The sequence below is a fragment of the Marinobacter sp. NFXS11 genome (assembly GCF_040148675.1).
In the GTDB taxonomy this organism is placed as follows: domain Bacteria; phylum Pseudomonadota; class Gammaproteobacteria; order Pseudomonadales; family Oleiphilaceae; genus Marinobacter.
Map to the genome: position 1 here is coordinate 40,806 of NZ_JAGDDV010000001.1, position 15,837 is coordinate 56,642.

Annotated in this window: 17 protein-coding genes; 8 read left to right on the forward strand and 9 right to left on the reverse strand. The window is 58.0% G+C overall.

Annotated features, from left to right (window positions below; translation table 11 throughout):
* The first annotated feature begins 132 nt into the window (after positions 1-132).
* The 5 genes from J3362_RS00190 to hisF all read left to right on the forward strand — a co-directional run bounded on the left by J3362_RS00190 (position 133) and on the right by hisF (position 3,553).
* A complete protein-coding gene (locus J3362_RS00190) occupies positions 133-594 on the forward strand; it encodes an SRPBCC family protein (RefSeq protein WP_008169307.1) in 462 nt (153 codons plus the stop codon).
* 138 nt (positions 595-732) lie between these two features.
* Positions 733-1,326 carry an imidazoleglycerol-phosphate dehydratase HisB gene (hisB, locus tag J3362_RS00195; RefSeq protein WP_007153401.1) on the forward strand — a complete coding sequence of 198 codons (594 nt, stop codon included), beginning with the start codon at positions 733-735 and terminating at the stop codon, positions 1,324-1,326.
* A gap of 71 nt (positions 1,327-1,397) precedes the next feature.
* The gene (gene hisH, locus J3362_RS00200; protein ID WP_349517570.1) at positions 1,398-2,039 is read left to right on the forward strand and encodes an imidazole glycerol phosphate synthase subunit HisH; all 642 of its coding nucleotides are present in this window, start codon (positions 1,398-1,400) and stop codon (positions 2,037-2,039) included.
* Positions 2,033-2,770 carry a 1-(5-phosphoribosyl)-5-[(5-phosphoribosylamino)methylideneamino]imidazole-4-carboxamide isomerase gene (hisA, locus tag J3362_RS00205; RefSeq protein ID WP_014578248.1) on the forward strand — a complete coding sequence of 246 codons (738 nt, stop codon included), beginning with the start codon at positions 2,033-2,035 and terminating at the stop codon, positions 2,768-2,770. The genes hisH and hisA overlap by 7 nt, the downstream gene beginning before the upstream one ends.
* A 9-nt stretch (positions 2,771-2,779) precedes the next feature.
* Positions 2,780-3,553: an imidazole glycerol phosphate synthase subunit HisF gene (gene hisF, locus J3362_RS00210; protein ID WP_349517571.1), complete on the forward strand. Its 774-nt coding sequence runs from the start codon at positions 2,780-2,782 to the stop codon at positions 3,551-3,553.
* Between the two features lie 108 nt (positions 3,554-3,661).
* Here the strand turns inward: hisF and J3362_RS00215 are convergent, their stop codons facing one another.
* The 4 genes from J3362_RS00215 to gpmM all read right to left on the reverse strand — a co-directional run bounded on the left by J3362_RS00215 (position 3,662) and on the right by gpmM (position 8,679).
* A complete protein-coding gene (locus J3362_RS00215; RefSeq protein ID WP_349517572.1) occupies positions 3,662-4,477 on the reverse strand; it encodes a divergent polysaccharide deacetylase family protein in 816 nt (271 codons plus the stop codon).
* Positions 4,474-5,880, reverse strand: a complete 1,407-nt coding sequence (locus tag J3362_RS00220; RefSeq protein WP_349517573.1) for a S41 family peptidase — start codon at positions 5,878-5,880, stop codon at positions 4,474-4,476. Before J3362_RS00220 ends, J3362_RS00215 begins: the two co-directional genes overlap by 4 nt.
* Positions 5,881-5,977: 97 nt before the next feature.
* Positions 5,978-7,111, reverse strand: coding sequence for a murein hydrolase activator EnvC family protein (locus tag J3362_RS00225; RefSeq protein WP_349517574.1), 1,134 nt, complete (start codon positions 7,109-7,111; stop codon positions 5,978-5,980).
* Positions 7,112-7,131: 20 nt separating this feature from the next.
* Positions 7,132-8,679, reverse strand: coding sequence for a 2,3-bisphosphoglycerate-independent phosphoglycerate mutase (gene gpmM, locus J3362_RS00230; protein ID WP_349519227.1), 1,548 nt, complete (start codon positions 8,677-8,679; stop codon positions 7,132-7,134).
* Positions 8,680-8,826: 147 nt separating this feature from the next.
* On the opposite strand from gpmM, the gene J3362_RS00235 reads away from it, so the two are divergent.
* Complete coding sequence (locus J3362_RS00235) at positions 8,827-9,243, forward strand: rhodanese-like domain-containing protein (RefSeq protein WP_349517575.1); 417 nt, start codon at positions 8,827-8,829, stop codon at positions 9,241-9,243.
* 144 nt (positions 9,244-9,387) lie between these two features.
* A complete protein-coding gene (secB, locus tag J3362_RS00240; RefSeq protein WP_008169324.1) occupies positions 9,388-9,891 on the forward strand; it encodes a protein-export chaperone SecB in 504 nt (167 codons plus the stop codon).
* Between the two features lie 49 nt (positions 9,892-9,940).
* Here secB and trmL read toward each other — a convergent pair whose 3' ends face one another.
* From trmL to traF, 5 genes are all read right to left on the reverse strand, one after another.
* The gene (gene trmL, locus J3362_RS00245; RefSeq protein WP_349517576.1) at positions 9,941-10,405 is read right to left on the reverse strand and encodes a tRNA (uridine(34)/cytosine(34)/5-carboxymethylaminomethyluridine(34)-2'-O)-methyltransferase TrmL; all 465 of its coding nucleotides are present in this window, start codon (positions 10,403-10,405) and stop codon (positions 9,941-9,943) included.
* Between the two features lie 5 nt (positions 10,406-10,410).
* Entirely contained in the window at positions 10,411-11,589 is a 1,179-nt protein-coding gene (locus tag J3362_RS00250; protein WP_349517577.1) for an acetyl-CoA C-acetyltransferase, read from the reverse strand.
* Between the two features lie 125 nt (positions 11,590-11,714).
* The gene (locus J3362_RS00255) at positions 11,715-12,461 is read right to left on the reverse strand and encodes a pteridine reductase (protein ID WP_349517578.1); all 747 of its coding nucleotides are present in this window, start codon (positions 12,459-12,461) and stop codon (positions 11,715-11,717) included.
* A 9-nt stretch (positions 12,462-12,470) separates the two neighbouring features.
* Entirely contained in the window at positions 12,471-13,592 is a 1,122-nt protein-coding gene (locus J3362_RS00260; RefSeq protein ID WP_349517579.1) for a tRNA nucleotidyltransferase/poly(A) polymerase-related protein, read from the reverse strand.
* A 135-nt stretch (positions 13,593-13,727) separates the two neighbouring features.
* Positions 13,728-15,029: a conjugal transfer protein TraF gene (traF, locus tag J3362_RS00265; RefSeq protein WP_349517580.1), complete on the reverse strand. Its 1,302-nt coding sequence runs from the start codon at positions 15,027-15,029 to the stop codon at positions 13,728-13,730.
* A 248-nt stretch (positions 15,030-15,277) separates the two neighbouring features.
* Here traF and J3362_RS00270 point away from each other — a divergent pair, with 248 nt between their 5' ends.
* Positions 15,278-15,826: an LPP20 family lipoprotein gene (locus J3362_RS00270; RefSeq protein ID WP_062781091.1), complete on the forward strand. Its 549-nt coding sequence runs from the start codon at positions 15,278-15,280 to the stop codon at positions 15,824-15,826.
* Positions 15,827-15,837 lie beyond the last annotated feature (11 nt).

Here is a 15,837-nt window from a genome sequence, read left to right on the forward strand (position 1 = left end):
TGACCCAAAGGATAACGCAGGGTTAACAAATTAACAGCGCGGGAGTATGACAATGCGGTAGTGTTGGGCCAAAATACACGACCCTGATTTTCCGACTACATTGATACCTATAAACACAAGAAGGAGTTGGCCGTGGCTATTACCGTTTCGATTGAGCTGAACCGCGAACTTGAGATTCCGGGCAGCTATGATGAAGTGTTCGATCTGCTGGCGGATGTGCCACGTTCAGCCAGTCACTTCCCGAAAGTCCACAAACTGACCGACCTCGGCGATAACGCCTACCGTTGGGAAATGGAAAAAGTGGGCGTCGACAAACACGCCATCCAGTCGGTGTACGCCTGCAAATACCATTCGGACAAAGACGCCGGCAAGATTACCTGGGAGCCGGTGAAGGGCGAGGGCAATGGCGTCGTGAGTGGTTCCTGGACCATCAAGTCCAAGGGCGACAATGCCACCGCCGTGAAGTTCCAGACCAGCGCAGAGTTGACTGTGCCCCTGCCCAGCCTGCTCAAGCTGGCCATCAGCCCGGTTATCAAGCACGAGTTCAACAGCCTCGTAGACACTTACATGAACAATCTGAAGAAGGCGTTCTGACGCAGCCCTTTCTGCCATATACCTGCACTTCGCTATCGTAGCGATTAAACCGGTTGTGGGACTCCAGCCGACATAAAAGGTATAATCGCCGGATCGAATTTTTCCGGCTTTATGCCGCTCAATTGTCACGGAGTCCCCATGGCCGAACGCAAGGCTCGGGTAGAGAGAAATACCCTTGAAACCCAGATCACCGTTGAGATTGATCTCGACGGAACCGGCAAATCCAGTTTCGATACCGGCGTGCCGTTTCTGGAGCACATGATGGACCAGATCGCCCGCCACGGTCTGGTGGATCTGAATATCGTTTCGAAGGGCGACCTGCACATTGATGACCACCACACCGTGGAAGACATCGGCATAACCCTTGGCCAGGCCTTCAAGCAGGCGGTTGGCGACAAAAAGGGCATTCGCCGCTACGGCCACGCTTATGTCCCGCTGGATGAGGCGCTCTCCCGAGTCGTTATCGATCTGTCCGGTCGCCCGGGCCTGATGATGGATGTGCCGTACACTCGCGGTGCCGTGGGTGGCTTTGACGTCGATCTGTTCGAGGAGTTCTTCCACGGCTTTGTAAACCACTCTATGGTGACCCTGCACATCGACAACCTGAAGGGTAAAAACACCCACCATCAGATTGAAACCGTGTTCAAGGCCTTCGGCCGTGCCCTGCGTATGGCGATTGAAATGGACGAGCGGATGGCCGGCATTACACCGTCCACCAAGGGTTCTCTGTAAACACCTCGTCGCCAGAAGGCTCGCTTTAACCGGTCATTTTTGACCGGTCAATCAAGGACACCGCAACAACCATGAAAACCGTTGCCATTATCGACTACGGCATGGGCAATCTTCACTCTGCCAAAAAAGCAGTAGAGCACGTTGCCCCGGACACCACCGTACTGGTCACCGACAACGCCGAAAAAATCCGTGAAGCGGATCGTGTCATCCTCCCTGGCGTTGGCGCCATTCGCGACTGTATGGCCGAAATGCATCGTCTCGGGGTAGTGGATCTGGTTCGTGAGGTCTCTCAGGACCGCCCCTTCCTTGGCATCTGCGTGGGCATGCAGGCCCTGATGTCCCGCAGTGAAGAAAACGGCGGCGTAGACTGCATCGGCCTGTTCCCTTCACAAGTACGCTATTTCGGTGACCACCTCACGGAAAACAGCGAGCGCTTGAAAGTGCCCCACATGGGCTGGAACCAGGTGCAGCAGACCATTGATCACCCCCTTTGGCATAACATTCCCGAGGGTGACCGTTTCTACTTCGTGCACAGTTTCTACGCAGAAGCCGAGGGCAACGCTGATATGGCAGGCCGCACCCACTATGGCGTGGACCTCGCGGCAGCAGTCGCGCGAGACAATATTTTTGCAGTGCAATTCCACCCGGAGAAAAGTGCCCGGGCGGGCTTGCAGTTGCTCGAGAATTTTACAAACTGGACTGGAAAATGCTGATAATTCCTGCAATCGATCTGAAAGACGGCAAATGTGTACGCCTGCGTCAGGGCCGCATGGACGACTCCACAGTGTTTGGTGACGATCCTGTCGATATGGCCACCCGCTGGGTGGAAGCCGGCGCCCGCCGGCTGCACCTGGTTGACCTGAACGGCGCCTTTGCCGGCGAGCCGGTCAACGGCGAGATTGTCCAGGCCATTGCGCGTAAATACCCGGATCTTCCCATCCAGATCGGTGGCGGTATCCGGTCGGCAGAAACCATCGAGGCTTACCTGAAGGCCGGTGTGCAGTGGGTCATCATTGGCACCAAGGCGGTGAAGGAGCCGGAATTTGTCACTGAGATGTGCAAAAAATTCCCGGGTCACATCATCGTCGGCCTGGACGCCAAAGACGGCCGCGTGGCCACCGATGGCTGGGCGGAGGTCTCGGAAGTGATGGCTACCGATCTTGCCAAGCGCTTTGCCAACGACGGCGTGGACGCGATTGTGTACACCGATATCAGCCGAGACGGCATGATGCAGGGCGTCAATGTGGAGGCGACTGCTGCACTGGCAGAAGAGGGTGGTATTCCGGTTATCGCCTCTGGTGGCGTGACCAATATGGATGATCTGAAACGTCTGGCTACCGTGGCGGACAAGGGCATCCTTGGTGCGATCACGGGCCGTGCGATCTATGAAGGCACCCTGGATGTCGCTGAAGCCCAGGCTTTCTGCGACGGTCTGAAGGGGTAGGGGCGGCTTATGGCTCTGGCGAAACGCATCATTCCCTGCCTCGATGTCGACAAAGGCCGCGTGGTTAAGGGCGTCAATTTCGTTGATATCCGCGATGCCGGCGACCCGGTGGAAGTGGCCCGTCGTTATAACGAGCAGGGTGCCGATGAAATCACCTTCCTCGACATCACGGCCAGCCATGAGAGTCGTGACACCACCTACGAGACCGTTGAACGAATGGCGGCGGAAGTCTTCATTCCGCTGACTGTCGGCGGCGGTGTGCGTACCGTGGATGACATACGCAAGCTCCTTAATGCTGGCGCAGACAAGGTGTCGATCAATACCGCAGCCGTGTTCAACCCGGAGTTTGTCCGGGAAGCGGCGGATCGCTTTGGCAGCCAGTGCATCGTGGTGGCCATTGATGCCAAGCGGGTGAGCGGTGAGGGCGAGGAGCCCAGGTGGGAAATCTTTACCCACGGTGGCCGCAAGCCCACCGGGCTGGATGCCGTGGAATGGGCCCGCAAGATGGTGGAAATGGGCGCTGGTGAGTTACTGCTGACCAGCATGGACCGGGACGGCACCAAGATCGGATTTGATCTCGGACTGACCAAAGCCATCAGCGATGCTGTGATTGTGCCGGTAATTGCCTCCGGCGGTGTCGGAGAGTTGCAGCACCTGGCCGATGGCGTGACCCAAGGCGGTGCCGACGCGGTGCTGGCGGCCTCTATCTTTCACTTTGGACAGCATACCATTCCAGAGGCGAAGGCTTTTATGAAGGCTCAGGGCATAGAGGTTCGCGAATAGAGTGAATGGTTTGTCGGATTACGGCTTTGCCTAATCCGACCTACGATTGGAATGCGCGCGGATAAAAGTAGGTCGGATTAGACGAAGTCGTAATCCGACAAGCCCAGGTTACTTTTTCTGTGCAAAAGCCGGTCGAATGGCCTGCTTTTCTCCCTCTGCAAACATCTCCCGATTGCCGTTGCGCATGGCCCATAGGCCGCTGACTGTGGCAATGGCGATACCTTGCTCATCCAGTTTGGGCAGGTGCTTCTCCAGGTAATCCACGGTGATTTTGTGAGGATGGCCAATGCCGATGGCGCTGCCGTTTTCTTTGGCGCGCTTGATCAGCAGTTTGAACTGGCGGTCCACAAATTCTTCGGTCTGTTCGTGGTCGAGAAACACGTCCCGGGTCATGGTCGGAATGCGGTACGCCGCTGCGACATCACCGGCCACGGATGAGGCGATGGTGCGGCTGTCGATAAAATACACCGGGTAGCGGAACAGCTCTTTCATGACCCAGTCCATGGGCCGCAGTTGCTGGGTCAGCAGGCTGCCCATGTGGTTGTTCACGCCCTGGACATGGGGAATCGACTGTAAGGCACGGCGAAGGGTGGTCACCATGCTTTTTTCGTCCATGTCAGGTGTCAGGCCGCCCGGGCCCAGACCATAGTTGCGGGTGTTGGCCATGGGGGCGTGCAGCATGATTTCCTTGTGCTGCCTATAGGCGAGCCGGGCCAGGCTGTCCGTGTGAGGACGGTAGGGCAGAAAAGCGAGTGTCAGCGGCTGATCCAGGTTTGCCAGTCGCTCACCTTCAACAAGGCTGTGGCCCATGTCATCAATAATGATGGCAATGGTGGGCGGCAGTGCTTTTCGGGCCGGCTCCGCGGACACCGTGCCGGCGGTAAAACAAAATGCCATGGCCAGCAGAGTACTGACTACTCTCACTGATCGCTTCCTTCTGCCTTGGCATTGTTGTTCGGGTTCAGAATCCGGATTCCCTTGAGCAGGTTGAGTGCCGAGCGTAGTTGATAATCACGGTCGGCAAGTGAACCGGTTTCGTTCTGGGCATCATTGTTTCCATCCTGGTCCTGCCCCTCGTTCTGCCCTTCAAGGTGCCCGCTCAGATCCGCTTCGGTGAAGAACGGCTTGCTGTCGAGCTCCTTGAGTTCCGCCGGCCGTACTTCAATATCGGGTTTTATGCCGGTGGCCTGGATGGAGCGGCCATCCGGTGTGTAGTAGCGCGCGGTGGTCATCTTGATGGCGTGGGTCTCATCCAGCGGAATGACCGTCTGGACACTGCCCTTGCCAAAGGATTTGGTGCCCATCACCACAGCGCGCTCATGGTCCTGAAGCGCGCCGGCAAGGATTTCTGAAGCAGAGGCGGAACCGCCGTTGATCAGTACTACAATAGGCGTGCCTTCCATGATGTCGCCCGACCGTGCGCTGAAGCGCAGGCGGGAACTCTGGATGCGTCCCTCGGTGTAGACGATCAGTCCGTCATCAAGCAGGGCATCTGCAGTCTCTACGGCCGCCTGCAGCACCCCGCCCGGGTTGTTGCGCAGGTCGATAACAAGGCCGTCAAGATCGCGTCCGAGTTCGTCTTCCAGGCCGTTGAGGGCATCCTTGAACTGCGAGCCAGTATCCGCCTGGAACTGGGTAATGCGAACATAGCCGTAGCCATTTTCCAGCATTCGGGATTTCACGCTGGTGACCTTGATGACGTCACGTTCCACTTCGATTTCGATGGGGGCGCTTTCGCCTTCACGCATAATAGTGAGCGTCAGGATCGAGCCGGGTTTGCCCCGCATTAGCTGAACAGCCTCTTCCAGGCTCATACCTTTAACCGGTTTTTCATCCAGCTTGATGATCAGGTCCCCCGCCTGGACGCCTGCTTTTTGCGCAGGCGTGTCGTCAATGGGGGAAATCACTTTCACAAAGCCGTTTTCCATGCCCACTTCAATGCCCAGCCCGCCGAACTCGCCGGAGGTGCTCTCTTCGAGCTCTTCGTAGTCCTTTGGTGCCAGGTAGGTGGAGTGAGGATCGAGGTCTGACAGCATGCCTTTAATGGCGCTTTCGAGAAGTTTGCGATCGCTTACTTCCTCGACGTACGCATCCTTGATGCGGCTGAACACCTCGGTGAACTTGCGGAGGTCTTCCAGTGGCAGCTGCTTCTCGGGATCCGGCAGGCTGATTTCCACACGTTCGCCGTTCTGGATGCCTTCCAGCAGCTGCTCGGTAGTGGCGTCGTTATCCTGTGCCCAGGCCAGTCCGGAAGCGGTTGCGAAACAGGTAGCGAGAGCAATGCTGCGTAATGGCAAGGCGTGGAGTGTACTTCTGACCCGTTTCATTCACATATCCCGTTTTTATTCCGATAGTTGGACTGGTTTCCCTAGCTTCGGACAGTATGGCGTTACCCGCGGCGTTTGTCAGCCCTCCCGGGACCTCTCAGTTTGCCAGCCATCGGCCCGGGTTGTCGGGTTTTCCATTGTGCCGGACTTCAAAATAGAGCGCCGGGGAATCTGTGCCACCGGTACGGCCCGCCTGGGCAATGGGTTCGCCGGCAGCCACCCAGTCGCCGGGACTGGTGAACAGGCTGCTGCTGTGGCCGTAAAGTGTCATGTAGCCGTCGCCGTGGTCAATGATGGTAATCAGGCCAAAGCCCCGAAGCCAGTTGGCAAATACCACTCGGCCATAGTGTATGGCGCGGATCTCCGCTTCGTCGCCGGTGCCGATCAGCAGGCCGTTGCGACGGAGTTTGCCGTCGGCATAGTGCTCCCCGTAACGGCTCAGGACCTGTCCCTTTACGGGCCAGGGCAGCTTGTTGCGTAATGAGGCGAAGGGCTGGGATTCATTGGGCGAGGGGATGTTGTTGATCGCCTGCTGCACTTCCGCCAGCAGTTTTTCAAGCCGTTTGCGGTCGGATTCCAGGTCTTCCCGCTCGCTGCGCCGGTTCTGGATATCGGCATTGAGGGCGGCCAGTGTCTGTTGGCGCTCCTTCCTCGATGCTGTCAGTTCCTGCTGGCGTTGAACGACGTTTTCCTCGGTTCTGGCCAGTTCGACCCGTGTTGATTGCACCGCAGCCTGGGTGTTTCTGAGTTCTTGCAGGCTTTGTCTGAACGCCTCCAGGCGGTTTACCGTGTCCTTGCTGAGGTATTCATAGTAGGTCATTGTCCGGGCAATTTTGTCCGGATCAATTTCATTGAGCAGAACCTTTACTGCTGGCGCATCCCCCTCCATCCAGGCGGCGCGGATCTGCTTCTTGAGACTGTCCCGCTGGCGGTCAAGGGTTTGGGTGAGCTCCTGCGCCTCGCTCTCCAGTTCACGGAGCCTCTGCTGCTGCTGTTCGGCCTGCTGGCGCAGAGAGCGGCGTTCACGGGTCAGGCGGCTGATATTCTTTTCGGTCGCGGCAAGTTGCCGCTCCAGGGCGGAGCGGTCCTCTTCGGCGTCCTCCAGCCAGTCGTCGATGTCCTCAATGCGTTCCTTGAGTTCCTCGATCTGAGCCGGGGTTACATCCTGCTGGGCTGTTGCCGGCGCTGCGCCCAGAAGGAGGGCGAGCGCCAGAATTGCTTGGAGTTGCAAGGGTTGGTTCCGTTCCCGGATCAGCCGATCTCAACCAGGCTGTGCCCGGTCATTTCCTTCGGTTGCTCCATTCCCATCAGGGCGAGCAGAGAGGGTGCAACGTCGCTCAGGCTGCCGTCGTTCTTCAACACAACTTTGCGGTGGCCGGTGTATACGAGCGGCACCGGGCCAATGGTGTGGGCAGTGTGAACCTGGCCTGAATTCGGATCGGTCATCTGTTCGCAGTTGCCGTGGTCAGCTGTGATCAGAGCTTCGCCGCCTACTTCATCCAGGGCCTCGACGACGCGTTTCACGCATTCGTCCAGGCATTCGGCCGCCTTGATTGCCGCGTCCAGCTTGCCGGTGTGACCAACCATGTCGCCGTTGGCATAATTGCAAACAACCAGATCGTACTTACCGCTCTTGATCGCTTCCACCAGCTTGTCGGTTACCTCTGGTGCGCTCATTTCGGGCTGCAGATCGTAGGTCGCCACCTTGGGTGAGGGCACAAGAATGCGCTCTTCACCGTCGAACGGTGTTTCCAGACCGCCATTGAAAAAGAAGGTTACGTGAGCGTATTTCTCGGTTTCGGCGATGCGCAACTGGGTCTTGCCCTGCTTCGCCATATATTCGCCAAGGCCATTGGTAAGCTGCTCGGGCGGGTAGGCGCAGGAGGCTTTGATGTCCGCCGCGTACTCGGTCAGCATCACGAAGTCGGCCAGTTCCGGGTGCTTCTTGCGATCGAATCCGTCGAAGTCTTTCTCCACAAAGGTGCGGGTCATTTCCCGGGCACGGTCGGCACGGAAATTCATGAACAGAACCGTGTCACCGTCGTTGATCGATCCCTCGGGCTCGCCCGGAGCGTGGATTCGGGTTGGCGTTACAAACTCGTCGTTTTCCCCGCGCTCATAAGCCTGTTCCAGCCCGGATACCGGATCGGCCGCAGTGAACTCCGCGGTGCTCTGTGTCATCAGATTGTAGGCGGCTTCCACGCGGTCCCAGCGGTTGTCGCGATCCATGGCATAGTAGCGGCCCACAATCGAGGCAACGCGGCCGACGCCGAGGCTCTTCAATTTGGCCGCGGCCTTCTCCAGGGATGGTTTTGCGCTGCGGGGCGGCATGTCGCGGCCATCGAGGAAGGCGTGGATGTAAACTTCCTTCGCGCCACGTGCGGTGGCAAGTTCGGCAGCGGCAATAATGTGGTCTTCGTGGCTGTGTACACCACCGGGCGACATCAGGCCCATGAGATGAACGGCTCGCCCGCTCTGAACAGCCTTGTCGATCGCTGAGCAGAGCACTTCGTTCTGCTGGAAAGTGCCTTCTTCCAGATCTTTGTCGATACGAGTAAGGCTTTGATAGACCACGCGCCCTGCGCCCAGATTCATGTGGCCAACTTCCGAGTTACCCATTTGCCCCTGCGGCAGCCCGACAAACATCCCTGAGGTATTGATCAGGGTCTTGGGCTGGCTTTGCCAGAGCTTGTCCCAGAACGGGGTGCTGGCGTTGCTGATGGCGTTGTCTTCAGCCGGGTCGCGATGGCCCCAGCCGTCCAGGATAATCAGTGCAGTCGGCTTGCGCATTGCAGTCATCATTAAGTCCGGAAGTAAAATGTTAGTAAATTTACTAAAACGAAAACGAAGTTTATCTATTTTCGCATTTACTGGCCACTTTCGTCACCTTCTGTCCGGGGAGCAGGCTGTGTATAATCCCGCCAAACTCATTATCAGGGTAAATTCATGGACCGGTTGTTTGAATTTGTCGTTAACCACTACATTCTTGTGTCGCTGTTCGCGGCATTCCTGGTTGCCATCCTCATTCTGGAGTCCCGTCGTGGCGGTGCCAAGATCTCGGCCCAGGGTGCGGTCAATCTGATCAACAAGGATGAAGCCGTTGTAGTCGACATTCGGGACCGCAAGGAGTTTGGTGAGGGCCGCATTACGGGGTCGATCAACATTCCCCTGAACAGCCTGAAGAGCCGGGTTGGTGAGCTGAGCAAGTTCAAGGACAAGCAGATCATCGTTGCCGACAAGATGGGCCAGCATTCTGCCATGGCTGTTAAACAGCTGAACGCGGAAGGCTTCAGCAATGTGGTTCGCCTGAACGGCGGCGTTGCCGACTGGAAAGCCAGCAATCTTCCGCTGGTGAAGAAATAGAGCGGCCCTTGATCTGAAGATCATTCTGCCGCACTGTTTCACATAAGCCGGCCCGGCCCCAACGTAGAATGTCCCGGCAGCATACTTCAGAACATCCCATAACAACGGGCCTCGAGCCCATGATCGAGAACGAAAGGATTGAAAATGGCTGAGAATCAGCAAGCCGCAGCAGGCAGTGACAACCAGAACCAACCCCAGTTTGCCCTTCAGCGCATCTATGTGAAGGATCTGTCTTTTGAGTCACCCAACTCTCCGCTGGTATTTCAGGAGCAGTGGAAGCCGCAGGTTAATCTGGATCTGAATACGTCTCACAACAAGGTCAGCGACAACCAGTATGAAGTTGTGCTTTCCCTGACCGTCACCGCAAAAGTGGGTGAGAAGGTAGCTTACATCGTTGAGATCCAGCAGGGCGGCGTGTTCCTGGTTCAGGGCATCGAAGGCCAGCAGTTGGGCCAGATGCTGGGCGCCTACTGCCCGACCATCCTGTTCCCGTATGCGCGCGAAGCGATCGACGGTATTGTGAGCAAGGGCAGCTTCCCGGCCCTGATGCTGGCGCCGGTGAACTTCGACGCCATCTATGCCCAGGCGCTCAAGCGCAAGCAGGAAGAAGCTGCTGGCGAGGCAAGCGAAGAGCAGCAGACTCATTGATCTGCACTACTGAGATCAGACATAAAAAAACCGGCTCAGGCCGGTTTTTTTATGTCGCTCCGTTAAACCCCAGTTGCCGCCAGGCCTCGTAAACCACCAGCGCCGCGGTGTTGGAGAGATTCAGGCTGCGGCTATGCGGTTGCATGGGAACCCGCAGGCGATGCTCAGGCAGCAACCCCTCGCGGACATCAGCGGGAAGGCCGCGGGTTTCCGGGCCGAACATCAGGTAGTCGCCATCCTGATAGCTCACTTCGTGGTAATGGGCACTGCCTTTGGTGGTGAACCCGAACAGGCGCCCGGGCTGCTCACTGGCCAGGAAGTCCTGGTAACTCTTGTGGATCTTGACCGTCGCGTACTCGCTGTAATCCAGCCCGGCCCGCCGCATCTGTTTGTCTTCCAGGTTAAAGCCCAGTGGTTCAATGAGATGCAGCTGGCAACCGGTGTTGGCGCACAGCCGGATGATGTTGCCGGTGTTCGGCGGTATCTCCGGCTCGTACAGAACAACGTGGAGCACGAAGCTTAGCGCTCGACGGCCAGGGCAACGCCCATGCCGCCACCGATGCACAGTGTGGCCAGGCCCTTGTGAACATCGCGGCGAACCATTTCATGCAGCAGGGAGACCAGAATGCGGCAACCGGATGCGCCGATGGGGTGCCCCAGGGCAATGGCACCGCCGTTCACGTTAACCTTGCCGGTGTCCCAGCCCATGTCGCGATTTACAGAAATGGCCTGGGCTGCGAAGGCTTCGTTGGCTTCCACCAGGTCCAGATCATCCGTGCTCCAGCCGGCAAGCTTCAGACACCGCTGGCTGGCCGGGATCGGGCCGGTGCCCATAATCGTCGGGTCCACGCCCGCGTTAGCGTAGGCCTTGATGGTGGCGATCGGAGTCAGCCCCAGTTCTTTCGCTTTCTCGGCACTGCAGACCATCACGGCGGCGGCGCCATCGTTCAGGGATGAGGCGTTGCCGGCGGTAACGGTGCCGTCCTTCTTGAAGGCTGCACGGAGTTTGCCAAGCCCCTCGGCAGTGACGCCGTCGCGGGGGCCTTCGTCGCGGTCAACGACAATCGGGTCGCCCTTACGCTGGGGAATGGAGACCGGAACAATCTGGCCATCGAAATAGCCGGCTTCGCGAGCGGCGGCGGCCTTCTGCTGGGACGCCGCTGCAAATTCGTCCTGCTCGTCACGGCTGATGCCGTATTTCTCGACGATGTTCTCGGCGGTAATGCCCATGTGGTAATCGTTGAAGGCGTCCCACAGGCCGTCCTTGATCATGGTGTCCACCATGGACCAGTTGCCCATCCGCTGGCCATTCCGGCTGTTGGGCAGTACATGGGGCGCCTGACTCATGCTTTCCTGACCGCCCGCGATCATCATCTCGGCGTCGCCACACCGGATGGCCTGCACCGCCATGTGAACCGCTTTCAGACCGGAGCCGCAGACCTTGTTGATGGTCATGGCGGGCACCGAGGCAGGAATGCCGGCGTTGATGGCAGACTGGCGAGCGGGGTTCTGGCCAACACCCGCGGTGAGAACCTGACCCAGCACCACCTCGTTGATCTGGTCACCGGCAACGCCGGTTTCTTCCAGTAGTGCCTTGATGACGGCGGTTCCCAACTGGTCTGCGCTCAGGCTGGAGAGACCTCCGCCAAAGGTTCCAATAGCTGTACGGCGGGCGGCAACAATAACGACATCACGCATGGGAATTCTCCGGATCAGTGGCGCGCGCGGGACTGGGGCCGGCGCGAGCAGGATTGAAAACTGCTGGCATTGTATCCGGAAACCGGTCACCGGCCAAAGAACAGGTCCGTCATGGGCGGGTTGTGCTACATGTTCAGGCTTCGGCCGCCATCAACAGAGACGATCTGCCCGGTGATAAAAGGCGCATCGCAGATCAGGAACGCGATGGTTTCGGAAATATCGTCGGGGTTGCCGGTGCGGGCCAGCGGCGTCTTCTGGAGAATTGCCTGCTGGGCGGATTGGTCCATCTCGGCTTCGCCCTCTGGCCAGAGGATTGCGCCTGGCGATACGCCGTTCACGCGCACGTCCGGCGCCAGGTCTTTTGCCCACGAGCGCGTCAGGGCAGCCAGGCCGGCCTTGGTGGCGCAGTACAGCGGGTGATCATCGATGGGCCTTTCACTGTAAATATCGATCAGATTTACGACGCTGCCGCGGTTTCGCCGAAGTTCGGCCAGGCATCCCTGAAGCAGGAAAAATGGGGCCCGTAGGTTGGTGTTCAGGATTGTGTCCCAGTCGTATTCGGTGGCGTCTGCGGTCGGGGTGGGGTAGAAGACCGATGCATTGTTCACCAGTGCGTCCAGTCGGCCCCACTGTGCGACGGCGTCACTGGTCAACCGGTCCACTCCAGCTAACTGGCTCAAGTCCGCCTGGAGGGCGCAGGCGGAGGCGGGCCGTTGGCGGTTCATCTGCGCAATCAGTGAGTTCGCCTGCTCTTCCCGGCTTCGGTAGTGAATCACCAGGTTCCACCCTCTTTCGTGAAGTGTACGGGCAGTCTGTGCGCCAAGACGGTGGGCTGCGCCGGTGATCAGGGCAACAGGCGTTGTGGACGGCATGGTGCCTCCTCAGTGGTTGGTCGGGGCGACGGCGTCGCCGATGCGTTTCAGGCGTTCAGTCCGGATTGCGCTGCCCAGTTCCTTACCTTTATAGCCTTGCGCCAGGAGGGTTCTGGGCTCAACGCCGGTAGCGGCTTCCGAGGCGGTTCGCAGCAGGTTCAATGTGCGGGAATCGCTCGGCAGGGCGCACTCGAGCACGTTCAGAAGTTGCGAAAAGCGTTCGGGGCGGCGCCAGAAGTCCGCCTGGTCGAGCAGGTCCAGAAGCGTTTCGGCTTCCGGGCGTTGCGCATCAATGTCCCGGATCTGGGGTGTGAAGGCAGTAACCAGTCGCGCCAGATTCTGACAGTCATTGGGTGCCTTCAGGGCTTTGGCCCTGTCCTTTGCGACAGGGGCATCCAGGGGGGAGAGCAGGGCCGCAAAACGCTCCTCCGTCTCGGCTTGGGGCTGGTCGTGGACGCAGCAAAGTGCCGCCATCGCGAGTTGAAAAACGTTTTCCGAAGCTAATTCCGGAATAAGAACCTCAAGGGCGCGGCAGTCACGAAGAACTTCAAAAAAGGCCTCGGGCGCCTGTTCATGCAGCGCCCGCTGGAATTCCTGCCAGACCCGTTCGGGCACCAGGTGGTCCACTTCTCCGCTATCCACCATGCGCCTCATCAGGGCCATGGTCTGGTCGCACACGGAAAATCCCAGCGGGTGAAAGCGGGCTGCGAACCGGGCGGTGCGCAGAATTCTCAGGGGGTCCTCGGCGAAGGCCTCCGAGACATGCCGAAGCTTGCGATCTTCAATATCTCTGCGGCCTTCAAAGGGGTCGACCAGATCGCCGTTTTCAGCTTTTGCCATCGCATTGATGGTCAGGTCCCGGCGCTTCAAATCCTGCTCAAGGGTGACGTCGGGCGCGCTGTAAACAGTGAAGCCGTGGTAGCCGCGTCCCTGCTTCCGCTCGGTGCGAGCCAGGGCATATTCTTCCCGGGTTCGGGGATGCAGAAATACCGGGAAGTCCGCGCCCACCTGCTTGAAGCCGTTGGCTAGCATTTCCTTTGGAGTTGCGCCGACCACCACCCAATCCCGGTCCTTGACCTCAAGGCCGAGTAATTCGTCACGAACGGCACCGCCAACCAGATAGGCTTGCATGAAATCTCTGATTCCTTTCGGGAGTGTGTCGGTGGATTATCCGGTTCCCGGGCAGGGCAGGCAAACCTCTGACGCCGCTTGCCATAAAAAAAGCCCGCCCGGGATTGCCCGGGCGGGCTTTGACAGAGGTTTGCTTCAGAACGCGGTGCCAAGCTCCAGAGCCGCGCCTACATCGGCATCGCTGTACAGGGCACCGATATCGAGGCGGACGCCGACAATGTTCAGTCCGAGACCTGCAGTGAACTGGGTTTTCTCTTCAATGCCGTCGTTGTCATCGTTGCTGGCCAGGTTGTGGCGAACACCCACCCGCAGCTGGGCGTAACGGAAGGCGTCGAATTCGGCGCCAAGAGCTGCCCACTGGGTGTCATCCTCAAAGCCAAAGGCTTCCTTTTTGGTCAGGTCCACTTCCGCGGTGATAACGTGGTATTCGCTCTTGTGGGCAATGCCAGCTGTAACCATCGGGTCCAGCTTTAGAGTGCGAACTTCCTCTCCGAGCAAAGGCCGGCTCGCAGCGGAGTCGAGCTCCATGGGGATCAGGTTTTTAACGACAATTCCGGTGTTCCACTGGTTGGAATCACCAAAGCTGTAGGCTGCGCCCACGTCGAGGTTGAAGCCGCTCTTTTCAGTCTGATACTGGTCATCGTCGAATTCGTCATCTTCGAAACCGGAAACCGCTTCCGTGTACTGGAAGGTGCGCAGCTCCACGTATTTCGGCGACAGGCCAAGCTGGAAGCTGTTGCCATCCTGTAGCTCAAAAGCCCGTGCGAAGCTGATGCCCACTTCCCCGACGGCGGATGCCAGTATTTTTCCTTGTGATGTCAGGTTCAGGGTGCCATTCGTACTGATCTGGTCGACGGCATTCTGAACGTCCTGGGCCGTTGCTGCAGTGGTAATCGCATTCAGAGCGGTAATATCCTGATCGGACACGTCACCACGAACGGTTGCTGTCAGGTTTGCATTGGTGAACACGCCGACAGCCAGAGATTGTCCCGGCACAGCCAGGCCCAGCCCCAGACCGGCGTTCACTCGCATGGTGTCCCTGTCGAATTCGGTCAAACGGTCGCTGAGATCGGCGGCGCCGTCCTGAATACTTTGTGGGTCGTCGGTATTGGGATCAAAACCGGAAACCAGCGATTCAAGATCAGTGATTACATCCTGGATATCATCCACCTGGTCAACTGTTTCTTCCTCATCCGCTGCGCGAGCATTCACCGAGGGCAGCATCAACCCAAAATCATCGTTCCAGCTGTGGTGATCGGAGGCCATCATCGCCGGGTTATCCATCGGCGCTGATGATGGTGTTGCTACAGCCACCCCAGTGCCACCCATGGCAAAAGAGCGCGCAGACATAAACGACTGCGGGCTGGCCATTGCAGAACTGGTGGCAATGGAAAGACCAATAGCCAAAGAAAGTTTGGTCAGGCGGTATCCGGTCATGAAGAATCCTGTCAGGTAAAAAGGCAAAATAGATGTTACGTACCTGAAAGGGTAAGGCAGAACCTTATCCAGCTCATGACGCATGGGGTAACGGTTTGTTTTTGATGTGTAAACAGAGGCAGTTTTTTGCCGCATAGGGATTGCAAAACAATACGGTTGGGGGTTGTTGATCGGAATATCAGGCAGTTAGAAAAACTGGCGTAGTTTTTTCATGGGAAACCGGAAATGACGTTTTCTGGAGACACGCAATGAACCTTCGCTGGATACTTATGCCTCTGCTGGCAACAACGGTGGCTGCTTGTGCGCCGGTTGGCAGTTATCAGGGGGATAACGGCAACCAGTCCCGTCAGGATACGATGCTGGAGCCAATCACTGTGCGGGTGAGCGGTCTGGGTACCTATGAGGATGTTGCGGCTGACCGTTCAAATACCCGCAAACGTCTGATGGCCCGCCGGGCCTCCCAGCTGGACGCCTACCGGAATCTCGTTGAACGGGTCTACGGTACCGTCGTGTACGGCAGTTCCACCGTTAATGATTTTGTGCTGCGCAATGACACGTTCAGAACCTACGTCGACAGCTATATTCGCGGCGCCAAGCTTGTCGCGGTTAACGAGCACAGCGACGGTGTCTTCGAAACCGTGATGGAATTGAAGCTTGAACCACGTTTCCGGGCCTGTGTGGCCAAGGTTGCTGATGATCAGGTGCAGGATCTCTGCCCGATCCCCATGCCGCAGGAAAATGACAGTGTGGGCGATGTGCAGAGCAAAGGCGTGGATTCCCTGTATTACCTTGATTGATCGAGAGTATA